The organism is Flavobacterium sp. WC2416 (assembly GCF_041200095.1).
In the GTDB taxonomy this organism is placed as follows: domain Bacteria; phylum Bacteroidota; class Bacteroidia; order Flavobacteriales; family Flavobacteriaceae; genus Flavobacterium.
In genome coordinates this window covers 219863-244486 of the sequence record NZ_CP165626.1, presented here as the reverse complement: position 1 = coordinate 244486, position 24624 = coordinate 219863, and the positions used below count along the sequence as shown (strand labels likewise).

Genomic DNA, 24624 nt, shown 5'->3' with positions numbered 1-24624 from the left:
TTTTGCCGGAATAGGTAACCCATTTTGAATGTTTGACAACCAATAAATGAATTTTATTTTACCCTTATTTTTAGGATTTATTACAGCAGTTATAGGGATTATTCCGCCTGGATTAATCAATATGACGGCTGCCAAAGTGAATCTAAAAGAGGGAAGAAGAAATGCCTATTGGTTTGTTCTTGGGGCTATAATTATCATTTTTTTTCAAGCCTATCTAGCGATTCTATTTGCTACTATTATAAATATACGCCCAGATATTGTCATTTTGTTCCGAGAAATTGGGTTTGGTATATTTGGCGCTTTAACGGTTTATTTTTTATGGATAGCCAAAAAACCAAAAATCAAGAAAGCTAAAATTGACAAGAAAAGTAAAAAGAAACGTTTCTTTTTAGGGATGTTATTATCTGCTTTGAACTTTTTTCCCATTCCTTATTACGTTTTTATCAGTATTACATTGGCATCTTACGGTCTTTTTACCTTTGATACGCTTACTATTTTTACCTTTGTCAGTGGTGTAGTTTTGGGCTCTGCTTTTGTTTTTTACTGTTATATTCGTTTCTTTCAAAACATTGAAAATAAGGCGGATTATCTGTTAAAAAATATGAACACGATCATTGGTAGTATTACTGGTGTTATTTCTATCATTACCTTGTTTAATATTATACGATTTTATTTAGAAAAATAAAGAAAGAACCTAAAAGTACCTTTCTTATTACCCCATAAAGTCATGTCAAACGATAATTTTTTTGAACGTGTTTATGCTGTTGCTAGACTTATTCCTTATGGGAGAGTAACCTCTTATGGTGCTATCGCAAAAGCATTGGGCACAGCTCGTTCAGCAAGAATGGTGGGATGGGCCATGAATGCGTCGCACAATATAGAGGATGTACCTGCGCATAGAGTGGTGAATAGAAAAGGATTGCTTACCGGGAAATTCCATTTTGACGGTACTAATCTCATGCAGCAGTTGTTAGAAAGCGAAGGGATTCAAGTAATCGACAATCAAATCATCGAGTTCGAAAAACATTTTTGGGAGCCCGAGGTCCTAAGATAGTTAGGATTGTTTCATTTTTCTTTCGAGAAATGGTGTTTTTTAAATCCATAACTACAGTTAATCTGCGCATCAATAAATGCAATACAAAAACCTTTAGAATAAGAACTTAATCTGTTATCTTTGTAATCTGAAATCAGTTTAAATAAAGATAATATTCGGGTGCTAAAACGCCTTTGGAAAACAATAAACTAAAAATGAAATTAGACAGGAAAGATATTCTGAAAGCTTTAGAAACAATTACTATAGCTGGAGAAGGAAAAAACATGGTGGAAAGTGGAGCAATAGCAAATGTAATCACTTTTGGCGATGAGGTAGTAGTGGATTTAGTTTTACATACACCTGCAATGCATATAAAAAAACGTGCTGAAGACGACATCAAAAAAGCAATTCTTGAATTGGTATCTGCTGAAGCAAAAATAAAAATCAACAGTAAAGTAGAGGTTCCAGACAAACCTGAGATAAAAGGAAAAATGATTCCTGGAATAAAAAATATTATTGGAGTAGCTTCTGGTAAAGGGGGAGTAGGAAAATCTACTGTTACGGCAAATTTGGCTGTTTCTTTGGCCAAAATGGGGTTCTCAGTTGGTATCCTTGATGCTGATATTTACGGACCTTCTATGCCAATCATGTTTGATGTAGAAAACGAAAAACCAATTTCGGTTACTATTGACGGGAAATCAAAAATGAAACCAGTAGAAAGTTACGAAGTAAAAATACTTTCTATAGGATTTTTTACGGCACCAAGTCAAGCAGTAATCTGGAGAGGTCCTATGGCTTCAAAAGCATTAAACCAAATGATCTTTGATGCTGATTGGGGAGAATTGGATTTCATGTTAATCGATTTACCTCCAGGAACAGGAGATGTACACCTTTCTATTGTGCAATCATTGCCTATTACAGGAGTGGTGATCGTAAGTACACCACAAGCTGTAGCTTTGGCTGATGCTAAAAAAGGAGTTTCCATGTTCATGTCTGAAGCAATAAATGTCCCAGTATTGGGTATCGTGGAGAACATGGCGTATTTCACACCTGAAGAACTTCCTGAAAATAAATACTATATCTTTGGTAAAGAAGGAGCTAAAAACCTTGCTGCCGATTTAGAAGTGCCTTTCCTTGGAGAAGTGCCTATCGTACAATCGATTCGCGAAGCGGGTGATTACGGTCGTCCTGCTGCCATGCAAACAGGATCGTTAATTGAGTCTGTTTTTCAAGAAATAACACGTAATGTAGTTCAAGAAGTAGTGAGTAGAAATGAAAATTTACCAGCTACTGAAGCAGTTAAAATTACGACTATGGCAGGTTGTTCTGCAGTAAAAAAATAAAAAATTAGACTATTTGAAATGATTTCTAATCTTTCAATCTTTAAATAAAGAAAATGACAACAGAAGAATTAACAATAGAAGTTCAAAAAGCACTCGAAGAAATTAGACCTTTTTTGAATTCAGATGGTGGCGACATAACATTGATTTCCATAGAGGAAGACAAACATGTCAAAGTTAGACTGGAAGGAGCTTGCACTAGCTGTAGCGTAAACCAAATGACGCTTAGAGCAGGAGTGGAAACGACCATCAAGAAGTTTGCGCCCCAAATTGAAACTGTTGTTAATATCCTATAATTTTTGTTGGGCATGTCCCTTTTCATAAAAAAGGCTAATCCACTTTGTGTTGATAGGCCTTTTTTATGAAAACGGTCGGGCTATACGCACTACTTTGGTAGCTTGCTTCTATCCCTCATGCAAACCCTATAACACACAACTAACTAACTAACTAACTAACTTATAACTCATAATTTGTTTATGGATGTATTAATAAAAATCAAAGATAGAGAAGGAGTAGTGCATGACCTGCAAGCTCCTACTGATATGGCCATGAATATCATGGAACTGTGTAAAGCATACGAACTTCCAGTAGAAGGAACTTGTGGCGGAATGGCCATGTGTGCCTCATGTCAATGTTATGTTCTTAATGACGTTGCCTTGCCAGAAATGGGAGATGATGAAGAAGCGATGTTATCTGAAGCGTTCTATGTAAAACCAAACAGCCGTTTGGGTTGTCAAATCCCAATCACTGAAAGTCTTGAAGGTTTAGAACTGGAGTTGGCTCCAGAAAGTTAATATAAAGTCCCGATAGCATCGGGACTTTTTTATTTTTTAATGGCAGTAATAGCTTTAGGTAAAATACGTTCTACAAATTTAGAATAAGCGAGCTGAGATGGATGTAGTCCGTCTTGTGCTACAAGATTGGGATCGGTTAATCCTTCTCGAGTGATGTCAGTAATGTTGATGAACTCAATCCCATTGTCGATGCAATACTTTTTCGCAAAAGCATTGTAGGCGTCGATTTCAGTTGAAATCCGACCTTGATTGCCTGTTTGTTGACCAAACGGAGTGTAAGCATAATCCGGTATAGAAACCACGATCACCTTTCCTTTGTCACCTTTTGCGAAAGCAATAGCTTTAGTTACTAATTCGGGAAACTCCTTTTCATACAAAGCAAAAGACCTGTTTTGATATTGATTGTTTACGCCAATTAATAGTGTAACTAAATCATACGTTGAAGGAGGATTCTGAGAATCAATTGCCGAAAGTAAATTGGAAGTAGTCCAGCCCGTTTGTGCGATAATCGTTAATGGGTAAGTATTAGTTGGATTTGTATTGCCCAAGCTTTTCTTGAGTTGTTCTGGAAATCGACAACTTTCACATACGCTTTGCCCTATTGTGTAACTGTCGCCAAGGGCTAAATAGCTATAGGATTTTCCTTCTGTTTGTGAGGAAGGGGTTGCTATTGGTGTTGTTTCTGTGATAACAGCTTCGGTGCTGCAACTTGCTGCGAAAAGAAGGGGTAGAAACAGAACTAGTATTAGAATTTTGTTTTTCATTAGTTTGAAAATTGGGATTAAATCAATTCTAATACTAGTTACGTTGTTCTGCTTTTATTGGTTTTAAATTTTAAGCCATTTCTACTTTCATCGTAATTGTTTCTTCTATGGCATCCCATAGACCGATTCTCTTTTCTAAAGCCAGTATTGATACTTCTTCTACATCGGCCCATTTTTGAGGATCGTCACCACAAAGTTCGGTAATCATTTTCATCGCCATTGGTCCGTGCTCATCGGCGTCTAATTCGATATGTCTTTCAAAATAATAAATCAATTTGCTTAGATCAGTGTCTGGGAAATTAGTTTGAAAGTTTTTTAAGATTACGGTAAACATATTTGGAATCAAATCTTCTCTACCAAAAGTAAAAGCGGCAGCAATTTCATGTGGTTTTCCTTCTTCAATAACACGAAATGTAAAGTCGAGAAATGCTTTGATATTAGGATGTAAGTTGCTTGTTTTTATCGCGACAAAAATGTTTTGTAAGGAATTTAACTCAGTTAAAAAATTGTCAATTTCCATTGTATTGGCGCCACAATCTTTCATGGCTTCTATGTACATTTCGTAATGACTTTGTCTGCGACCATCTAACGTCAAATCAGATTCTTCGGCAAGTACAATTTCATTAATTAAATATCTTGTTTCAGGATTTGGTGTGGCAAACCAAGGCGTAGTAGTACAGGTTAACTTGGATTGTAATGCTTTTAATAAGGACATAAAATCCCAAACAGCAAAGACATGGTTTTCTAAGAAACAATGTAAGTCAGTAATTGTTTTTACTTTCTCGTATAACGGGTGTTGTAATAATATTTTTTTTTGAGGTGTAATTGTGTCCTCGATATGCTGAATATTCATAAAATTTATTTTGGGTGTAAATATAAAAAAGCTTCTTGTTTCCAAGAAGCTTTTGCTATCAATTTTATAAATACTTTAATAGTTTTTCACATTATTTAAATGCTGGAATTCCAGTAATATCCATTCCTGTTATCAATAAATGAATGTCATGTGTTCCTTCGTAAGTAATTACTGATTCTAAGTTCATCATGTGTCGCATGATGGAATATTCTCCAGTAATTCCCATTCCGCCAAGAATTTGTCTCGCTTCACGAGCTATGTGAATAGCCATGTCTACATTGTTTCTTTTAGCCATTGAGATTTGAGCTGTAGTTGCTCTTCCTTCATTTCTTAAAACACCCAATCTCCAAGTCAATAATTGCGCTTTTGTGATTTCAGTAATCATCTCGGCCAATTTTTTTTGTTGCAATTGAGTTCCAGCAATTGGTTTGTCAAATTGTATTCTTTCTTTGGCATAACGCAAAGCCGTATCATAACAATCCATTGCAGCACCAATAGCACCCCAGGCAATACCATAGCGAGCAGAATCTAAACAACCAAGTGGGGCTCCCAATCCAGATTTGTTGGGTAATAAATTAGCTTTAGGAACTTTTACATTATCAAATATTAATTCACCAGTAGCTGATGCACGTAGTGACCATTTGTTATGTGTTTCAGGAGTAGTAAATCCTTCCATTCCGCGTTCAACTATTAATCCATGTATTCTTCCTTCTTCACTTTTTGCCCAAACGATGGCAATGTCTGCAAAAGGGGCATTAGAAATCCACATTTTGGCACCATTTAATAAATAATGGTCTCCCATATCTTTAAAGTTGGTGATCATGCTTCCGGGGTCAGATCCATAATTAGGTTCTGTCAATCCAAAACACCCAATGAATTCACCAGTAGCTAATTTTGGAAGGTATTTCATTCTTTGTTCTTCGTTTCCGTATTTCCAAATAGGGTACATAACTAAAGAGGATTGAACTGATGAAGTAGAGCGTACTCCTGAATCACCTCGTTCTATTTCTTGCATGATTAATCCGTATGATATTTGGTCTAAACCTGCACCACCATATTCCACAGGGATGTAAGGGCCAAAACCACCAATTTCACCTAAACCTTTTACGATTTGTTTTGGAAATTCCGCTCTTTGCGCATATTCTTCAATAATAGGAGAAACTTCTTTTTTTACCCATGCACGTGCAGAATCACGGACTAGTTTATGTTCTTCTGTCAATAAATCGTCTAATAAGTAATAATCTGGCGCTTGAAATAAATCTGGTTTCATAGGTAGCTTTTATTTGTTTAGTAATTAAATAGCGTTTGGGTACCTTTTGTAATTCTTTTTTAGAATGGATCAAATGGTAATTTTAAAAAACAAATTTACGCAAAGAAATATAACAAAACCATTATAAATTGTTATATTTTTATATTTGAATAAAAAAACTATCCTATATAACATTTTATAGTATTGGAATGGTAAGAATTTGAAAAAACAACAAGTTAAAAGCATTTTCTAAATAAGAAAAACTAACTTTTGTAATGGAGAAAAAGAGGTTTTGAATTACATCTTCAAATAAAACTCCTTTGTTAATTCAATGTATTCAGGTGTATATATATGTCTGGCTGTTTCAATGATTAATTCATCGATAGGAAAATCAGAAATTTCGTTTCGTGTAAAAGCCATCAAACTGCGTTTAACTTCTGTAGTAGGTGTTCCTTTGACACGGGTGATTTTCATAGGATACAATTCGCTTTCTTTGGCTAAAGCCAAAAAATGATCTTCTTCTTTAAAAGGAATGATGATAGATAAAATTCCGTTTTCAGAAAGTAATAAGTCGGCTGCTTCTATTAAATCTTCAAAAGGCATCGCATCTTGAAAGCGTGCTTTATCTCTTTGGTCAGTTTCGGTTTTATAATCTTCACTATAAAAGGGAGGGTTGGAAACGATTAAATCATATTCGTCTTCCGGTTCTTCTATGAATTCATCTAAGCCAGCATGAAAACAGAATAAGCGATCCCTCCAAGGGGAGTTTTCAAAATTATCAACCGATTGTTCATAGGCTTCTTCGTCAATTTCCAAAGCGTCAATCTGTTCTGCTTGACTTCTTTGTGCCAGCATTAAGGCAATTACACCTGTTCCTGTTCCAATGTCTAAAATGCTAAAGGGATTGTTTTCAATTGAAGTCCAGGCGCCCAGTAAAACTCCATCGGTGCCAATTTTCATGGCGCAACGGTCTTGTTCAAGAGAGAATTGTTTGAATTGGAATGTAGACATAAAGAGTTTAGTTTTTTTCGATTAAACGATTAAACAACTAACCGATTGAATCTGTCTATAAATACATTTCGATCAAACCTTCAGGAAGGTCCATGATGACTTTTTTATTCTCACGATCAATTTTTACAAGAAAATGATCAATCATAGGAATGAGAATTTCTACATCACCTTTGAGAACTTCAAATAAAGGTTGGGCAGTAGTATCGTTTATGGATTGGATGTCTCCAACATAGCCTAAGCGTTTGTCTTCCACTTCAAAACCAATTACTTCATGGAAATAGAATTTATTACCGGTAAGTTTTGGCAACATTTTCAAAGGAAGGTATAGGTCATTTCCTAATAAGGCTTCCGCTTCTTCTTCTGTATTTACATCTTCAAAACGAATTCTAAGAAAATCGTTTTTGTGTAGTGAGCTATTTTCAATAAAAAAAGGAACCAAGTGTTTGTTGCATTCAACAAACACTGATTCCAAGTTTTCGTATAACTCAGGTTCATCCGTGTCTAAATAGGCAAGAACTTCCCCTTTGAAACTAAATTTTTTAGCGATTTTACCTAAGTAGAAACAATCTTCTTTACGCATCGTCGCTTATAAAATTATGCTTGAGTTTCTTCGTTGTTTTCTTCAGCAGCAGGAGCTTCTTCTTCAGTTGAAGCTTCAACTTCTTCAGCAACTGGATTTGCAGCAGCAATTGCGTCAGCTTCTGCTTGTGCAGCTGCAGCTAAACGTTTTGCATTTACATCTTGTTCTGCTTTGAAAGCTTTTGCTTTAACATCAGCTTGTGCTTTAGTTAAACCATCTTTCTTAGCATCAACAGTTCCGTTTTTTGCTTCTAACCAAGTAGCTAATTTTGCATCAGCTTGTTCTTGAGTTAAGGCACCTTTACGAATACCACCATCAAGGTGATGTTTCAATAAAGCTCCTTTGTAAGAAAGAATTGCTTTAGCAGTATCAGTTGGTTGTGCACCATTGTGCAACCATTTCACTGCGCTATCAAGGTTTAAGTCGATAGTTGCTGGGTTTGTGTTTGGATTGTAAGTACCGATTTTCTCTAAGTATTTACCATCTCTTTTTGAGCGTGCATCTGCAGCTACAACCCAGTAAAAAGGTTTTCCTTTTTTACCGTGTCTTTGTAATCTAATTTTTACTGACATAATCTTGTATGATTAAATTTTGAGGTACTCGACCTCTGTTAATTAAGGGTGCAAAGATATTAAATTTATTTGAAATAACTAATAGGTTGTTATTATTATGAAAGAGAATGCTTTAGGTCTTTTTTAATGGTTTTTTTGGCTCCTAATTCTGTTTTTTAATGTATAATGTTATACTTTTGTTTGTTTAAAGACGCATTTTATGAAAAAACATTTTCTGTTTATTATCGTGCTATTTTCCGTTATATCTTGTCAAGAAGATATAAGGTTTAATAATCCTTCTTTTCAAGGAGTAAAAGACAACGTTTTTTGGCGTGCTATCCAAACGAAAGCATCGTTAGGCGCTAATGGGTCTTTGATTATTGAAGCTTACTCTGGAAATGAAGTTGTTACTTTTAAAACAACATCTAAGTTGCCTCAAACTTACCTTTTAGGAACTAGTTCTTCTAAAACGGCTACTTATGTCTTAACAGATAGTAATGGGTCTATTACGTTTGCCACTGGTTCTGGAATTGGTGACGGTCAAATTAAGATTACCGAATATGATGCTGTAAGTAATACCGTTTCGGGGACTTTTAAATTCAATGCGGAAAATATATACAATAATCCGTTGGCTGGACCAGTTTTAAATTTCCAACAAGGAGTTTTTTATAAGATACCTATAACTACAACAGTCCAGTAGGAGTAGTGGGAGGTTAATTTTAACATACACTTTAGGGTTTAGTTTTAGTAGTTTGTTTCTTTTTAAATCAAAATAAAAACATAAATAAGCTAATTTATAGTTGTTTAGAAAAAAATTAGACTACATTTGTTGCAATTATTATAAATAAGTACATATGAATATTTTTGTTGGAAGCCTTCCATTCAGTATTGAGGAAGCAGATTTAAGAGAGTCTTTCGAGGCTTACGGAGCAGTTGATTCAGTTAAAATCATTACTGATAAATTTACTGGAAGAAGTAAAGGATTTGGTTTTGTTGAAATGACAAATGATGATGAAGCTCAAAAAGCGATTGACGAATTGAACGGAGCTACTGTTCAAGGACGTGCTATTGTGGTTAACAAATCTGAGCCAAAACCAGAAGGAGAAAGAAGAAGTTTTAATAACAACCGTGGTGGAGGTGACTCTCGTGGTGGTTATGGTGGAAACAGCCGTGGTGGAGATAACCGTGGTGGTGGAAACAGAGGAGGATATTAATATTCTTTTTAACAACTATAAAAAAAGGGGACAATTTACATTGTCCCCTTTTTTGTTTGATATATTCCTTTTAGAGATGCACTACAGTGTATCTCTAAAAGGAATTATTATTTTTATAGATTAGCGACTAACCAATCTCCAACATCACTTGTTTTATATGCTGTAGCTCCTTTTGGTGCTAAATCTTCGGTAACGATTCCTTGTTCCAATGATTTATTAACTACAGCTCTAATCGCTTCCGCTTCTTCTTTTAAACCAAAAGCATCTTCAAACATCATTGCTGCCGATAATATGGTTGCTAATGGATTTGCTATATTTAATCCAGTAGCTTGCGGGTAAGACCCGTGAATTGGTTCGTATAGCGAAGTATGTACTCCTACTGATGCAGATGGCATTAATCCCATAGATCCTGAAATTACAGATGCTTCATCAGTTAAAATATCTCCAAATAAATTCTCAGTAATCAATACGTCATACGAATTTGGCCATTGTACCAAACGCATTGCAACAGCATCAACAAATTCATAGCTAACAGTTACTTCAGGATAATCTTTTTCCATAGCTTGCACTGTTTCTCTCCATAAACGAGAAGTCTCTAGAACATTAGCTTTGTCAACGCAACACAATTTTTTTGTGCGTGTCATTGCTAATTCAAAACCTTTTTTTGCCAAACGTTGTACTTCTGCTCTTGTGTAAACACAGTTATCAAAAGCGGTTTCTCCACCGTCTCTTCTTCCTTTTTCTCCAAAGTAGATTCCTCCGGTTAATTCTCTTAAGAAAACCAAATCAGTTCCTTCAATACGTTCTCTTTTTAAAGGAGAATTGTCAATTAGAGAAGGGAAAGTGAAAGTAGGGCGAACATTAGCAAATAAACCTAGTTTTTTACGCATCAACAATAACCCTTGTTCTGGTCTAACTGGTGCAGAAGGATCATTATCGTATTTTGGGTGACCAATAGCTCCAAATAAAACGGCATCAGCAGCCATACATATTTCATGTGTTTCATCTGGATAAGGAACTCCAACAGCATCAATTGCACAGGCTCCAGTAAGAGCTGGTGTCCAAGTGATTTCATGGTTGAATTTTTTTGCAATGGCATCCGAAACTTTTACAGCTTCATTGATTACTTCAGGTCCAATTCCGTCTCCTGCCAAAAGTGCGATAGTATATTTCATTATGATATTTTTTTATTACTGATTCTTTCTTCTTTTTTTGTAAAAATAGTGCTTTAGTTGGTAACTACGTTAAGCATTTTTTGAGTTGCTATAATTGCAGCAACAGTTTGATCGGAGTCTAGTCCTCTCGTTTTAAACTCTTTTCCATTGTTGGTCCAAGTGATAATGGTTTCACACAAAGCATCTGAGCTACTACCAGGAGGGATACGTACTGCATAATCAATCAGCTTTGGTAAAACCAATTTTTTGCTAGTATATATTTTCGCTAATGCATTCATAAAAGCGTCAAACTGTCCGTCACCTTGTGCATGTTCTTCGATTATTTCGCCATCAATTTTCAAGCACAATGTAGTTGAGGGGCGCATACCTTTGGCGTGTGACAGTAAATAAGATTCTACCGAAATTTTTTCTTCATAGGAATGACTGTCCAGTACATCCGAAATGATATAAGGCAAATCTTCTTTGGTTACCGTTTCTTTTTTATCACCTAGTTCAATGATTCGTTGTGTAACTAGTTTTAAATCTTCTTGGTTTAATTTCAGTCCTAATTCTTGAAGGTTTTTTTCAATATTGGCTTTTCCAGAAGTTTTTCCTAGCGCATATTGCCTTTTTCTCCCGAAACGTTCTGGAAGTAAATCATTAAAATAGAGATTATTTTTATTGTCTCCATCGGCATGGATGCCCGCGGTTTGTGTAAAAACATTATCTCCTACAATAGGTTTGTTAGCAGGAATTCGATATCCAGTGAAGGTCTCTACTAATTTACTCACAGAGTATAAAGAAGATTCTTTTACGCCAATTTCTATCTGAGGTAAAAAGTCATTAATAACTGCAACGGTACTTTCAAGCGGTGCATTTCCAGCACGTTCTCCCATTCCGTTTACCGTTACGTGTAGCCCTTGAATTCCAGCTTTTACCGCTTCCATAACATTGGCAATACTTAAATCATAATCGTTATGAGCGTGAAAATCAAAATGGGTATTTGGGTATCTTGCTATGATTTTTGAAATAAATTCAAAAGTTTCTGAAGGAATTAAAACTCCTAAAGTATCGGGTAATAAGACTCTTTTGATAGGTTGTTTAGTCAAAAAGTCTAAATATTGAAATACATATTCGGGTGAATTACGCATTCCATTACTCCAGTCTTCTAAATAAACATTTGTTTCAATATTATTTGCTGAGGCTAAAGTTATTGCTGTTGCAATTTCGGAAAAATGTTGTTCGGGAGTTTTTTTTAATTGATGTGTCAAATGATTCAATGAGCCTTTGGTCAATAAATTTTGAACTTTGGCTCCTGCTTTTTTCATCCATTCAATTGATAATCCGCCGTCTACAAAAGTCAAAACTTCTATGCGGTCCGTATACCCTTTTTCTTTGGACCAAGCCATAATGCCTTTTACGCCTTGAAATTCTCCTTCGCTTACTCGAGCAGAAGCAATTTCTATTCGATCAATATTTAATTCTTCCAGTAATAATTGGGCAATGGTTAGTTTTTCTGCGGCAGAAAAAGATACTCCTGAGGTTTGTTCACCATCGCGGAGTGTCGTATCCATTATTTCAATTTTTCTTTTTTCCATATTCCTGTTCTAAATTCCTTTTAAAGGAAAATTATTGTTGTGGTGATTGGTTTTTTCCTCTCACCTCATTTAATTTCATTGTCATCGAAATCGCTTCTGTTTCTATCCAATTATTATATTCTTCAATGGCTTTCAATCGCAAATTATTGTCTAAATAACCTTCTTCTACCATTTGTGTTGAGCCTGCCACTTTTGACCAAATACTTATTTTCGATTTAAAATTGGAATCTTCTTTATTGTAAAACTCATCTGAGTTAATTTTTTCAATCGAATGAAAACCTACTTCTTTAAATAAATTAGGTAAATCTTCTGCAATTCTGTTATTCATTCCAGCATCTGCTCTCCATTTTAAGAACGTATTGTAAAATGTTTGCATACTTTCTGGTGGGGATGGATTCCATATCATATTTATGTGGTCATAATCAAGAATCGAAATTTGTCCGTTTGACTTTAATAATGATTTCATTTTTATCAAAGCTTCTTTTGGATTGCTCAACCATTGTAATGTTCTGGCTGAAACAATTAAATCAAATTTTTCATTTGGATGGAAATCAAATAAATCAACATGAATAAGTTCTAGATTTACGCTATTACCATACGATTTTTTGCCACTTAAAATAAAATTTTCTGTATTGTCGATTCCGGTTATTTTTCCTTTTGGTCCTATAATATTGGCAATATCCTTCGAAATTGTACCTGTCCCGCAACCTACATCTAAAACCTTCATACCAGGTTTCAAAATTTGAATCAAGTGCCTGTAATCTTTTTTTAGACTTCTATTATCAAATATTTTATTAGCTTCTTCGTCTCTTTGTATGTGTTTGTTAGCTTTCATTTATAATTGAATTATTTAAATTTATTTTTTGTCGAATAATTTTAAACAATTATACTGATTTGCTTAATTTAGAAAGACCCGACAGCTTTTAAAAATCTGTCAGGTCTAAATATACTGAACTCGATTTTTTAGTATGGCAGTTTATCTGCAAAACCTACTATTTCTGGTTTGATATTTTGTAAATAATCAATATCATCAAAACCATTGATCATATTGTTCTTTTTGTATCCATTAATATCAAAAGATTCTTTTTCTCCAGTAGCTTTCAAAGTAATCGTTTGCTCCTGCAAGTTGATTTCTAATTCTGTTTTTGGATCCGCTTCAATTGCTTTGAAGATTGCATCAGCAAATTGAGGGCTCACTTGAACAGGTAAAACACCAATATTTAAACAGTTTCCTTTGAAGATATCTGCAAAGAACGAAGAAACTACTGCGCGAAATCCATAATCGTAAACCGCCCAAGCAGCGTGCTCACGTGATGAACCTGAACCAAAGTTTTTCCCTCCTACCAAGATTTTTCCTGAGTAAGTTGAGTCGTTCAAAACGAAATCTGCTTTTGGAGTATCGTCTCCGTTGTATCTCCAGTCTCTGAAGAGATTGTCTCCAAAGGCTTCACGTTTAGTAGCTTTCAAGAAACGAGCAGGGATGATTTGATCTGTATCTACGTTTTCTATAGGTAGTGGCACTGCACTACTGGTAAGGATGTTAAATTTATCGTATGCCATTTTTTGTAATTTTAGATTTTAGAATTCATATTTTAGATTCTCTTTTGAAAGACTAAATTGATATTCCAAAATGTTTTTTATTAATCATGTAAATCATTTTTCGATTGAAGATTTTAGGTTGTAATTCAGTAAAAGCTATTCGTTAGCGAAATCTGAAATCTAAAATCTGCATTCTGAAATTTTTAAAACAAATCTCTAGGATCTGTTAATTTTCCAGTAACTGCCGCTGCTGCTGCCATGATTGGTGAAGCTAACAGAGTTCTTGAACCTGGACCTTGACGCCCTTCGAAGTTTCTGTTTGAAGTACTTACCGCGTATTTTCCTGCGGGTACTTTGTCATCATTCATTGCTAAACAAGCAGAACATCCTGGTTGACGCAGTACAAAACCAGCTTCAGTAAGAATGTCTAATAATCCTTCTTCTTTGATTTGTGCTTCGACAACGTGAGATCCTGGAACCAACCAAGCTGTTACGTTATCTGCTTTTTTACGTCCTTTTACAATTTCTGTAAAAGCTCTAAAATCTTCAATACGACCATTTGTACAACTACCTAAGAAAACAAAGTCAATAGGTTTTCCTATCATTACATCATCCTCTTCAAAGCCCATGTAGGCTAATGATTTTTTATAGGTTTCAGCTCCACCTTGAACTTGACTAGCATTTGGGATACTTTTAGAAATACCAATTCCCATACCTGGATTAGTTCCATAAGTAATCATTGGTTCGATATCTGCTGCGTCGATGTTTAATTCGGCGTCAAAAATAGCATCCGCATCTGTTTTTAATGTTTTCCAGTATTCAACTGCTTTTGTCCAAGCTTCTCCTTTTGGCGCATATAATCTACCTTCAAGGAAATCGAATGTTTTTTGGTCTGGAGCAATCATACCTCCACGAGCACCCATTTCGATACTTAAATTACAAACTGTCATACGACCTTCCATAGACATGTCTTCGAAAACGTTTCCGGCATATTCAGCAAAATAACCTGTTCCTCCAGAAGTTGTCAATTGAGAAATGATATAAAGTGCTACGTCTTTTGGACCTACACCTTTACTCAAAGTTCCGTTTACGTTGATACGCATTTTCTTTGGTTTTGGCTGCATAATACATTGAGTAGCCATAACCATTTCTACCTCAGAAGTTCCTATTCCAAAAGCAATCGCTCCAAAAGCTCCATGAGTAGAAGTGTGTGAATCTCCACAAACAATGGTAGCACCAGGTAAAGTAATTCCGTTTTCAGGACCAACTACGTGAACGATTCCGTTTTTTTGATGACCTAGTCCCCAGTGTGAAATTCCATATTCAGCAGCGTTATCCTCTAATGCTTTCAACTGATTTGCTGATAAAGCATCTTCAACTGGTAAATGTTGGTTTATTGTTGGTGTATTGTGATCGGCAGTAGCAAAAGTGCGCTCTGGATATAAAACTTTAATTCCTCTTTCTTTTAAACCTAAAAAAGCAACAGGACTAGTCACTTCATGAATGAAATGACGGTCAATAAAAAACACGTCTGGTCCATCCTCAATTTTACGCACCACGTGCGAATCCCATACTTTGTCAAATAATGTAGTACTCATTTTTAATATTTTTTAAGTGTATTTCTTTAGTTCCAATCAAGTTAACTTTCTAAAATTGTAAACATGGAGAGCAAATTTAATAAAACAATTAAAGTTGTCAATTTCGATTCTTCATTATATACGATACCCAAACTGTTTTTACGGTTGCTTACCACTTCCTTTTATCTATTTGGTGTTTTGTAAACTGTTTTTATTTTTATTTTTATTTTCTTTCGCGGATGGTTAAAAAAAGAGGTAACGGGATTTTAAAGTTTTGATGATTTAATGCCTAAAACACTAAAAGCAAACTTTTTTATGATTAAAAAACTAATATTTAGGTATTTTTGTATCGAATAGTCAATGATTGTTTGTTTTTTATTTTTGGAGTAGACCTCTTTTTATTTGATTTTTAGTAGAATTAAAATTGCTTTTTCGACTTGATTGTATTTGTTTTTTTTAAGTAAATACTACGACATCCAAAAAAATGGCAGTGCAATTTTTTGTGACTTTGCCCTTCCTTTTTTGAGTTTAGCAGTATTGAAATTGAATTTAATTTACGAATTGTGAAGAGCAATAAGATTTTTATAGTAGTGTTCTTTTGTTGATAACTTGCGTTAGTTTTTACTTAAAAAAACAACTAAATTTGACATTCATTTTTTGTAATTCACACAAATTGCAATCACCTCATTTACAGCTATGTATTTAATATTCGATACGGAGACCACAGGATTACCAAAGCGTTGGGATGCCCCTATAACCGATACAAACAACTGGCCTCGATGTATACAAATCGCTTGGCAGCTGCATGACGATATGGGAAAACTCATCGAGCATCAAGATTATTTGGTCAAGCCCGAAGGTTTTAATATTCCGTATGATGCAGAACGAATTCATGGAATTTCTACCGAATTGGCTCAGGAAAACGGGATTTCTTTAGCTGAAGTTTTAGAGAAGTTCAATGAAGCGTTAGGTAAAGCTAAATTTATTGTAGGTCAGAACTTAGGTTTTGACGTCAACATTATGGGTTGTGAGTTCCATCGTTTAGGAGTTGAAAGTCCAATGGCTTCCATGCCTGTCCTTGATACTTGTACGGAAGTGACTGCAAAATTACTGGAACTCCCAGGAGGTCGTGGGGGACGTTTCAAGTTGCCAACGCTAACCGAATTACATCAGTATTTATTCAATAGGCCTTTCTCTGAAGCGCACAACGCTACTGCCGATGTAGAGGCAACTACCCGATGTTTCTTTGAATTGATTAGAAGAGAAAGTTTTACTAAGGAAAAACTAGATGTTCCAGCTGGTTATTTTCAGGATTTTCAATCAAAGAATCCAAGGGAAATTCAGCTTATTGGGTTAAAACATATTAATTTAAAAGAAGCTTCAGATAAAATTCGTCAGCAGTTTGGCGAAAAGCAAGCGGCTGTACTTTCTAAACAAGAACTTACTGAGAATAAAAAAGTACTTGTAGATACTGACTTTGTTCATTTACACAATCACACCCAGTTTTCGGTTTTACAATCAACTATTAGTATTGCACAATTGGTGAAAGCGGCTGCGCAACAAAAAATGCCTGCTGTCGCGATGACGGATCATGCGAATTTAATGGGAGCCTTTCACTTTGTTAGAGATGTTTTAAATCATAATAAAGCAGCTGAAGCTAAGAATGCAACTTTAATTGCTGATGGTGAAGAACCAACTGAGGTTCCTATGAAACCAATTGTGGGTTGCGAGTTTTTTGTATGTGAAGATCACAAAGATAAGTCTCGAAAAGACAATGGATACCAAATAGTACTTTTGGCGAAGACCAAAAAAGGGTATCATAACTTGGCTAAAATGTCTTCAATCGCGTATACTGAAGGTTTTTATTATGTTCCCAGAATTGATAAAAAAGTCATTCAGCAGTACAAAGAAGACATCATTGTTTTATCAGGAAATTTGTATGGAGAGATACCAAATAAAGTTTTAAATCTTGGTGAAAACCAAGCTGAAGAAGCCTTATTGTGGTGGAAAGAACAATTCAAAGATGATTTCTATATTGAGGTAATGCGCCACAATCAAGAAGATGAAAATAGGGTGAATACCACTTTGATTTCATTAGCGAGAAAGCATGAGGTCAAAATTGTAGCGACAAATAACACCTTTTATATTGATAAGGCCAATGCCAATGCGCACGATATTTTACTTTGTGTGCGAGATGGTGAAAAACAAACTACACCTATAGGTCGTGGTCGGGGTTATCGTTTTGGGTTACCCAACCAAGAATACTATTTCAAGACCGGTGAGGAGATGAAAAAACTCTTTACCGACTTGCCAGAATCGATTTCGAATCTAACTGAAATTGTTGATAAAATCGAAATTTACAATCTGGCACGGGAAGTTTTGCTGCCTAAGTTTGAAATCCCAGTAGAATTTAATGTTCCTGAAGATGCAGTAGATGGTGGAGTTCGAGGGGAAAATGCGTATTTAAGACATCTTACTTACGAAGGAGCTAATAGACGATACCCAGAAATCACGGAAGAGGTAAGGGAGCGTTTGGATTTTGAATTATTAACTATTTCAAATTCAGGTTATCCAGGTTATTTCTTGATTGTACAAGATTTAATTGCCGAAGCGAGAAGAATGGGGGTTTCTGTAGGTCCTGGACGTGGATCTGCAGCGGGTTCAGTAGTGGCGTATTGTTTAAAAATCACCAATATTGACCCTTTAAAATACAACCTGCTTTTTGAGCGTTTCTTGAATCCCGATCGTGTGTCATTACCCGATATTGATATCGATTTTGATGATGAAGGACGTAGCAGTGTGATGGATTATGTGATTCGAAAATACGGGTCAAAACAGGTAGCGCAAATTATTACTTACGGAAAAATGGCAACCAAATCAGCGATACGTGATACGGCTCGTGTATTGGATTTGCCTTTGTTTGAAGCGGATAAAATTGCAAAACTAATTCCTGGGATGATGCCATCCAAATGGAATTTAGCACGATTCCTGAATGAGGATGAGGCGCTTATTAAAAAAGCGGTTCGCCCTGAAGAATATGATAAAATAAAAGAACTAATTGAGCTGGCTGGGGAAGATGGATTAGGTGGTGAGACGATTCAGCAAGCCAAAGTGTTAGAAGGAAATCTTAGAAATACAGGGATTCACGCCTGTGGTGTAATTATTACGCCTAGTGATATTACCGATTTTGTGCCTGTAGCTACGGCCAAAGATTCCGATTTATATGTAACCCAATTTGACAACTCCGTTGTTGAAACTGCTGGTTTGTTAAAGATGGACTTCTTGGGTTTGAAAACCCTGACCTTAATAAAAGACACGGTTAAACTAGTTAAATATAGAAGTAATATCGATTTGAATCCGGACGAGTTTCCAATTGATGATTTGAAAACGTACGAGCTTTTTCAACGTGGAGAAACGGTAGGGATATTTCAATATGAGAGTCCTGGAATGCAGAAATACATGAAGGAATTGAAACCGACAGTTTTTCCCGATTTGATTGCCATGAATGCACTCTATCGTCCTGGACCAATTGCTTATATTCCAAGTTTTGTTAAAAGGAAAAATGGAGAAGAAGAGATTATTTATGATCTTGATGCTTGTGAGGAACTGTTGAAAGATACTTACGGGATTACAGTTTACCAAGAGCAGGTAATGCTTTTGTCTCAAAAATTAGCCGACTTCTCCAAGGGTGATGCTGACGTTTTACGTAAAGCAATGGGAAAAAAGCAAAAGGATGTATTGGATAAAATGAAGCCTAAATTTATTAATCAGGCTGCAGCCAAAGGGCATGCTGAGGATAAATTAGAAAAAATATGGAAAGACTGGGAAGCCTTTGCGGAATATGCCTTTAATAAATCACACTCCACTTGTTATGCATGGATTGCGTATCAAACGGCCTATTTAAAAGCGAATTATCCGGCTGAATACATGGCAGCAGTACTCTCGAATAACATGAGTGATATCAAGCAAGTTTCGTTTTTTATGGAGGAATGTAAACGTATGGGCTTAGAAGTTTTAGGTCCAGATGTCAATGAATCGTACTATAAATTTACTGTAAATGACAATTATGCAGTTCGTTTTGGGATGGGAGCCATAAAAGGAGTGGGACAAGGAGCCGTGAATACTATTGTTGAAAATAGAAAAGACGGTCGATATAAATCAGTGTTTGATTTAACCAAACGTATTGATTTGCGTGCTGCCAATAAAAAGGCCTTAGAAAATCTGATACTGGCAGGCGGTTTTGACTCTTTTGAAGGGACTTTACGCTCTCAATATTTTCATGATGATGGCGATGGAATTACTTTTTATGAAAAAGCCATTCGTTATGGTGCCAAGTTTCAAGAGAACGAAAACTCCTCACAGGTAAGTTTGTTTGGCGAAAGCAGTGATGTTCAAATTGATGAGCCTATTGTGCCGCCTTGTGAAGATTGGAGCACTATGGAAAAACTGGCTAAAGAAAAAGAAGTAGTTGGAATTTATATTTCGGGACATCCATTGGATGATTATAAATTTGAGATGAAATATTTTTGCAATGCTAAGTTAGAAGCGCTTAAAAACTTAGAACTTCATGTAGGTAAAAATTTGACCTTTGGAGGAATTATAAATAATGTGCAACATCGAGTTGCCAAAAACGGGAAAGGCTGGGGGATATTCAATTTGGAAGGATATGACGAAAGTTACGAGTTCAAGATTTTTGGAGAAGAATATTTAAAATTCAGGCATTTCTTCATTCAAAATAATTTTACTTATATGAAAGTGTTAGTAAAAGAAGGCTGGGTAAATCAAGATACGGGTAAAAGGAGTGAGCCAAGAATTCAATTTATGTTGGTTCAATATTTACAAGATGTATTGGATACGTTTGCTAAAAAATTGGTTGTTTTATTGAATATCACCGATTTACAAGCAGAGTTTATCCATAAATTAAGTCATCTTTTTCAGGAAAATAAGGGAGACGGTCAAGTTTCTTTTGAAATTATGGAATTGGAAAAGATTAAAAAAATTGTAGAAACTGTTGCTGAACTGCCAGAAGGAGAAGATTTTGTAGAAGAAAACGAAGATGTTGAGGTGTCAGATGAAGTAGGAAATAAGGCGATTAGCGTTACTGAAGTGGAAGAAATTAAAGTAGTGACTAAGTTGACCATGCCTAGTAGAAGGCTTAAAATTAAGATTTCAAATGAATTGTTATTTGAATTAGAAAAATTACAAATTAATTTCAAGTTGAATTAGTAACTTAATAAATAAGGACTTTTTTTAACGGTTAAATTTTTGGTTTTTTTATGTTTTAATATGTTAAATCGTACTCAAATAGGGATTAATTTATCTAATAACTTGGGGTATTTGTATTAATAGTTTATGTTTTAAAATGACTTTAATTTACTACAAATTTAATTTAAATTTGTAGTAAATTAAATATAGAAAACATGAAAAAGAACCTATTTTTATTAGGATTTATAGCTTTTACAATGTCTGTTTTTGGTCAAACTGAAAAGAAGGAAAGTTGGTATTTTAAATTAGGAGGATCGTATTTTGTACAAGCCGCTGCGACTGAGTTTCCAAGTGTTAACGGTAGAGAACCATTAAAACAGGTGTATGAAAATGGAGTGCTCGTTTCGAAAGAAAGTATAACAGGATCGTTTGGAGAAGGATTTAGAACTGGTTTGTCAATTGGATACCGTTTTACGGATCGTTTAGGTGCTGAAATGGGGGTTAATTATTATGCGAGCAATAGTAAAACTATGGTAGAGACCATTTCTCAGGATGTAACGGTTTTACAAGCTAAAGGTCAAGTAAGGGCACTAGATTTAGCTCCTGCATTAGTATTGTATTTAGGTAAAGTAAAAGGATTTGAACCGTATACGAAAGTGGGGGTAATTGTGCCAGTTAATGGTAAACTAGATATTAAAACCAATGCAATATCTAATGGAGCTGTGATTTATCGTGAAGATGTAATTAAGCCAAATCCGACCGTAGGGTTCCTTGCTGCATTGGGGACTTCCTATAAAATTTCCGGAAAACTAGCCGCTTTTGGAGAAATTGAATACCGTAATTTTACAGTTCATGGTAAAGATAAGGAAGTAACAGCCTATACTTATAATGGTACGGACCGTTTGACTTTGCCAGAGGGGCATCCGCTATATGTAACTACTGCTGAGCGATATACTAATTATTCGGATCATATAGATCGTAACTCAAACAATCAAGAGACTAACGCATCTGGTTTTGATAGTTCAAAGCCAACAGATGATTTAAGTTCTTATATTAGTATTAGTGGTGTTGGTTTAACTTTAGGGTTAAGATATAGTCTATAAGCAGTGAGTTGATTTTATAAAAAGGAGTGGTAGGTTATCTCTTTTTTAGCCCTGATGGTAACGGCATCCTTTTATGGACTGTTTTGACGAGGTACGAGGCAATCAGGTCATAAAAGATATAGCGGACAGCAGGAATAGCTTCATAAAAACAAGAAAACAATTCATTTGCAGGTTTTTTAAGATTAAAGATTTCACAATAAATCTAAGATTTTGGAGGTATAACGAATTACAATGCTTTTATAATCAAAACTAATTTACGAATAGTGTTTGGTTTGTTTTTAATTTCTAAATTTGTACTCTAGTTTTGAAATCGATTAAAACTTTAAACTTTAAATAAAGATAATATGGCTTTAGCAATAACAGACGCTACTTTTGAAGAAGTAGTTTTGAAATCAGACAAACCAGTGATGGTGGATTTTTGGGCAGCATGGTGCGGACCTTGTAGAATGGTTGGACCAATCATTGACGAATTGAGTACTGAATACGACGGGAAAGTGGTAATTGGGAAAGTTGATGTTGACGCAAACCAAGAATTTGCTGCAAAATACGGAGTGAGAAACATCCCAACAGTTTTGGTTTTTCATAACGGAGAAGTAGTAGGAAAGCAAGTAGGAGTAGCTCCTAAGCAAACTTACGCAGATAGTTTGGACGCTTTGTTGTAATCGGTAGATTATGATTTATTATAGAATTTTTAAATAAATTCAGATTAAAGGTTTGGCGCAAGTCAAGCCTTTTTTTGTATCCGATAAATATGTTTTGAGCCTCTGTGGTTCTATTTATTGTGCGTTTGCGTTTTGTAATCTTTTAATTTTTAATTCATTCAATCTTTTAATAACTTTGGAATATGAAGATCGAATCGCAAATAGAGAAAATTTCCAGTTTTCAACATCTAGAATTGTTGGCAAACCAAGTGGTCGAAGGATTTATATCGGGCATGCATAAAAGTCCGTTTCATGGTTTTTCGGCTGAATTTGCAGAACACAAGGTGTATAACGTGGGCGAGAGCACCAAACACATTGACTGGAAGTTGTTTGCCAAAACGGATCGATTGTATACAAAACGGTTTGAAGAAGAAACTAATTTGCGTTGTCATATTATTATTGATAACTCTTCGTCCATGCATTATCCCAAATTAAAAGCAGATCAAAATTTCTACGAAAATAAGGTGGGCTTCTCTGTTTTGGCCTCAGCGGTCTTAATGAATCTTTTAAAGAAGCAAAGAGACGCGGTGGGCTTGAGTGTGTTTTCGGATAGTTATGAGTACTATGCTCCCGAAAAAGGGAGTGATCGTCACCATAGAATGATTCTGAATACATTGGAGAATTTGTTGGTTACCCCTACAATTAAAAAAAGTACGGATACGGTTACTTTTTTACATCAAATAGCGGAGAAAATGCATCGCCGTTCGATGATTATTCTATTTACGGATATGTTTCAAATGGGTGAGGAAGAAGTGTTGTTAAATGCTTTGCAACATTTGAAGCATAATAAACACAAAGTAGTCTTGTTTCATGTGGTGGATAATAAAACCGAATTGAATTTTGACTTTGACAATGGACCAAGAAAGTTTATTGATGTAGAGACTGGGGAAGAAATTTCGGTTTTTGCCGATAATGTGAAGCAGGAATATGAAAAACAGATGCAATCGTACTTTAAAAAACTAGCGTTAACTTGTGCTCAAAATAGAATTAAATACGTTCCTGTAAGTGTAAGTGACGATTTTGAAAAAATACTAATGACATACTTGGCTGAGAAACAAAACTTTGGATAATACTTCGAAAAAAAAGCTATTTTTTAAGTAAAAACGTTTGTGTAACTCGAAATCTATTGTATCTTTGCCACCGCAATACGCAGCTGGTCTGGTAGTTCAGTTGGTTAGAATACCTGCCTGTCACGCAGGGGGTCGCGGGTTCGAGTCCCGTCCAGACCGCATATTGGGGAGAGCCTTTCTTAACGGAAAGGCTTTTTTGCCCCTAAAAGGTTTTTAAGATTAGTTGTGTTGTTTGGTCGAGTTGGTAGCAACGAGACCGGGTTTAGTAGTTAGACCAATGAAAAGCTTTCCCGTTTCTCGGGATGGCTTTTTTGATTTAAGGGCATTTTTAATTAACAGCTATTGGATAGGAATCCAATTTAAAGCTTGTTTTTGAAGTAATTTTACTTTTATTTGGTTTTAAAACAATAGTAATCAGAAGGTTGTGTTTTTTCTTTATTATTTTATTTAAAAAAGGCATAAACTATTGTATTATTCGAGTTCTATTGTATCTTTGCAACCGCAATAATGAGTGGGTCTGGTAGTTCAGTTGGTTAGAATACCTGCCTGTCACGCAGGGGGTCGCGGGTTCGAGTCCCGTCCAGACCGCATATTGGGGAGAGCCTTTCTTAACGGAAAGGCTTTTTTGCCCCTAAAAGGTTTTTAAGATTAGTTGTGTTGTTTGGTCGAGTTGGTAGCAACGAGACCGGGTTTAGTAGTTAGACCAATGAAAAGCTTTCCCGTTTCTCGGGATGGCTTTTTTGATTTTAAACTGTTTTGGAAATTAAAACAAGGCCGATTTGTATTGCCAAACAATCGAAATAAACAATCCCAAATAAAGGATTGCAACTAAAAACTGCATAAAACTAGAAACCAGAAAACCTATCAATGATCCTGTCGCAGCTTTTAGTGCGCGCGTATGGTTTTTTGAATCATATAGTAATTCGCCAAGGAAGGCTCCAAGAAAAGCACCTATTATAAACCCAAAAGGGATTGGAATAAGGAGTCCGATAAATAAGCCAATATTTGTTCCCCAAATTCCATAAGAACTTCCCCCGAATTTTTTAGCGCCTTTGGCAGGAATGAAATAATCTAAAACAGAAAGAAGGAGTGTAATTAGTAATGTAATTCCCAAAACCCAGTAATTTACGGGAATAGTATTTGTAAAATAAAGTAATAATAAGCCAAACCAACTTACACTTAATCCAGGAATTACAGGCATAAAACTGCCAAAAACACCTATAATCATGCAAATAAAACCAATGATTAAAAGTAGTATGTCCATAATTTAATTTTTTAGTAATTTTGC

At 35.4% G+C, this 24624-nt stretch carries 23 protein-coding genes and 2 tRNA genes; 13 read left to right on the top strand and 12 right to left on the bottom strand.

Going from position 1 to position 24624, the window contains the following annotated elements; translation table 11 throughout:
• Positions 1-46 precede the first annotated feature (46 nt).
• The 5 genes from AB3G39_RS01055 (at position 47) to AB3G39_RS01035 (ending at position 3167) form a co-directional block, all read left to right on the top strand.
• Positions 47-685, top strand: coding sequence for a LysE family transporter (locus tag AB3G39_RS01055; protein WP_367756687.1), 639 nt, complete (start codon positions 47-49; stop codon positions 683-685).
• Positions 686-727: 42 nt separating this feature from the next.
• Positions 728-1054, top strand: coding sequence for an MGMT family protein (locus AB3G39_RS01050; protein WP_369752984.1), 327 nt, complete (start codon positions 728-730; stop codon positions 1052-1054).
• 194 nt (positions 1055-1248) lie between these two features.
• Complete coding sequence (locus AB3G39_RS01045; RefSeq protein ID WP_367756691.1) at positions 1249-2376, top strand: P-loop NTPase; 1128 nt, start codon at positions 1249-1251, stop codon at positions 2374-2376.
• Positions 2377-2429: 53 nt separating this feature from the next.
• Positions 2430-2669 (top strand): NifU family protein, encoded by a 240-nt coding sequence (locus AB3G39_RS01040; protein ID WP_007137123.1) that lies wholly within the window; start codon positions 2430-2432, stop codon positions 2667-2669.
• A gap of 180 nt (positions 2670-2849) precedes the next feature.
• On the top strand, positions 2850-3167 hold the full coding sequence (locus AB3G39_RS01035; RefSeq protein ID WP_367756694.1) for a ferredoxin: 318 nt from the start codon (positions 2850-2852) through the stop codon (positions 3165-3167).
• Positions 3168-3196: 29 nt separating this feature from the next.
• On the opposite strand, the gene AB3G39_RS01030 is transcribed toward AB3G39_RS01035, so the two are convergent.
• The 6 genes from AB3G39_RS01030 to AB3G39_RS01005 form a co-directional block, all read right to left on the bottom strand.
• A complete protein-coding gene (locus tag AB3G39_RS01030; RefSeq protein ID WP_367773122.1) occupies positions 3197-3931 on the bottom strand; it encodes an SGNH/GDSL hydrolase family protein in 735 nt (244 codons plus the stop codon).
• A gap of 70 nt (positions 3932-4001) precedes the next feature.
• Positions 4002-4784 (bottom strand): DUF3050 domain-containing protein, encoded by a 783-nt coding sequence (locus AB3G39_RS01025; protein ID WP_367773124.1) that lies wholly within the window; start codon positions 4782-4784, stop codon positions 4002-4004.
• Between the two features lie 91 nt (positions 4785-4875).
• On the bottom strand, positions 4876-6054 hold the full coding sequence (locus AB3G39_RS01020; RefSeq protein WP_367756700.1) for an acyl-CoA dehydrogenase family protein: 1179 nt from the start codon (positions 6052-6054) through the stop codon (positions 4876-4878).
• A 276-nt stretch (positions 6055-6330) separates the two neighbouring features.
• On the bottom strand, positions 6331-7044 hold the full coding sequence (locus AB3G39_RS01015) for a tRNA1(Val) (adenine(37)-N6)-methyltransferase (RefSeq protein WP_369769641.1): 714 nt from the start codon (positions 7042-7044) through the stop codon (positions 6331-6333).
• 55 nt (positions 7045-7099) lie between these two features.
• Positions 7100-7624: a ribosome maturation factor RimM gene (gene rimM / locus AB3G39_RS01010; protein WP_367756702.1), complete on the bottom strand. Its 525-nt coding sequence runs from the start codon at positions 7622-7624 to the stop codon at positions 7100-7102.
• A 14-nt stretch (positions 7625-7638) separates the two neighbouring features.
• Positions 7639-8196, bottom strand: coding sequence for a 30S ribosomal protein S16 (locus AB3G39_RS01005; protein ID WP_367773128.1), 558 nt, complete (start codon positions 8194-8196; stop codon positions 7639-7641).
• Between the two features lie 199 nt (positions 8197-8395).
• On the opposite strand from AB3G39_RS01005, the gene AB3G39_RS01000 reads away from it, so the two are divergent.
• Both AB3G39_RS01000 and AB3G39_RS00995 read left to right on the top strand, forming a co-directional pair.
• The gene (locus AB3G39_RS01000; RefSeq protein WP_367756706.1) at positions 8396-8875 is read left to right on the top strand and encodes a DUF6252 family protein; all 480 of its coding nucleotides are present in this window, start codon (positions 8396-8398) and stop codon (positions 8873-8875) included.
• A 154-nt stretch (positions 8876-9029) separates the two neighbouring features.
• A complete protein-coding gene (locus tag AB3G39_RS00995) occupies positions 9030-9389 on the top strand; it encodes an RNA recognition motif domain-containing protein (RefSeq protein ID WP_367756708.1) in 360 nt (119 codons plus the stop codon).
• 113 nt (positions 9390-9502) lie between these two features.
• Here the strand turns inward: AB3G39_RS00995 and leuB are convergent, their stop codons facing one another.
• The 5 genes from leuB to leuC form a co-directional block, all read right to left on the bottom strand.
• A complete protein-coding gene (leuB, locus tag AB3G39_RS00990) occupies positions 9503-10564 on the bottom strand; it encodes a 3-isopropylmalate dehydrogenase (RefSeq protein WP_369769640.1) in 1062 nt (353 codons plus the stop codon).
• Positions 10565-10617: 53 nt separating this feature from the next.
• Complete coding sequence (locus tag AB3G39_RS00985; protein ID WP_367773132.1) at positions 10618-12141, bottom strand: alpha-isopropylmalate synthase regulatory domain-containing protein; 1524 nt, start codon at positions 12139-12141, stop codon at positions 10618-10620.
• Positions 12142-12172: 31 nt separating this feature from the next.
• Entirely contained in the window at positions 12173-12976 is an 804-nt protein-coding gene (locus tag AB3G39_RS00980) for a methyltransferase domain-containing protein (protein WP_367773134.1), read from the bottom strand.
• A gap of 128 nt (positions 12977-13104) precedes the next feature.
• A complete protein-coding gene (leuD, locus tag AB3G39_RS00975; RefSeq protein ID WP_367773136.1) occupies positions 13105-13701 on the bottom strand; it encodes a 3-isopropylmalate dehydratase small subunit in 597 nt (198 codons plus the stop codon).
• 182 nt (positions 13702-13883) lie between these two features.
• Positions 13884-15278, bottom strand: coding sequence for a 3-isopropylmalate dehydratase large subunit (leuC, locus tag AB3G39_RS00970; RefSeq protein WP_367773138.1), 1395 nt, complete (start codon positions 15276-15278; stop codon positions 13884-13886).
• A 675-nt stretch (positions 15279-15953) separates the two neighbouring features.
• Here leuC and dnaE point away from each other — a divergent pair.
• From dnaE to AB3G39_RS00940, 6 genes are all read left to right on the top strand, one after another.
• The gene (dnaE, locus tag AB3G39_RS00965) at positions 15954-20483 is read left to right on the top strand and encodes a DNA polymerase III subunit alpha (RefSeq protein WP_369752986.1); all 4530 of its coding nucleotides are present in this window, start codon (positions 15954-15956) and stop codon (positions 20481-20483) included.
• 194 nt (positions 20484-20677) lie between these two features.
• On the top strand, positions 20678-21565 hold the full coding sequence (locus tag AB3G39_RS00960; RefSeq protein ID WP_369769639.1) for an outer membrane beta-barrel protein: 888 nt from the start codon (positions 20678-20680) through the stop codon (positions 21563-21565).
• 344 nt (positions 21566-21909) lie between these two features.
• Complete coding sequence (trxA, locus tag AB3G39_RS00955) at positions 21910-22227, top strand: thioredoxin (protein WP_073244015.1); 318 nt, start codon at positions 21910-21912, stop codon at positions 22225-22227.
• Between the two features lie 182 nt (positions 22228-22409).
• Positions 22410-23336 (top strand): DUF58 domain-containing protein, encoded by a 927-nt coding sequence (locus AB3G39_RS00950; protein ID WP_367773143.1) that lies wholly within the window; start codon positions 22410-22412, stop codon positions 23334-23336.
• Between the two features lie 85 nt (positions 23337-23421).
• Positions 23422-23495, top strand: a tRNA-Asp gene (locus AB3G39_RS00945).
• A gap of 355 nt (positions 23496-23850) precedes the next feature.
• Positions 23851-23924, top strand: a tRNA-Asp gene (locus AB3G39_RS00940).
• A 175-nt stretch (positions 23925-24099) separates the two neighbouring features.
• On the opposite strand, the gene AB3G39_RS00935 is transcribed toward AB3G39_RS00940, so the two are convergent.
• Entirely contained in the window at positions 24100-24600 is a 501-nt protein-coding gene (locus AB3G39_RS00935) for a DUF456 domain-containing protein (RefSeq protein ID WP_367756728.1), read from the bottom strand.
• Between the last annotated feature and the right edge of the window lie 24 nt (positions 24601-24624).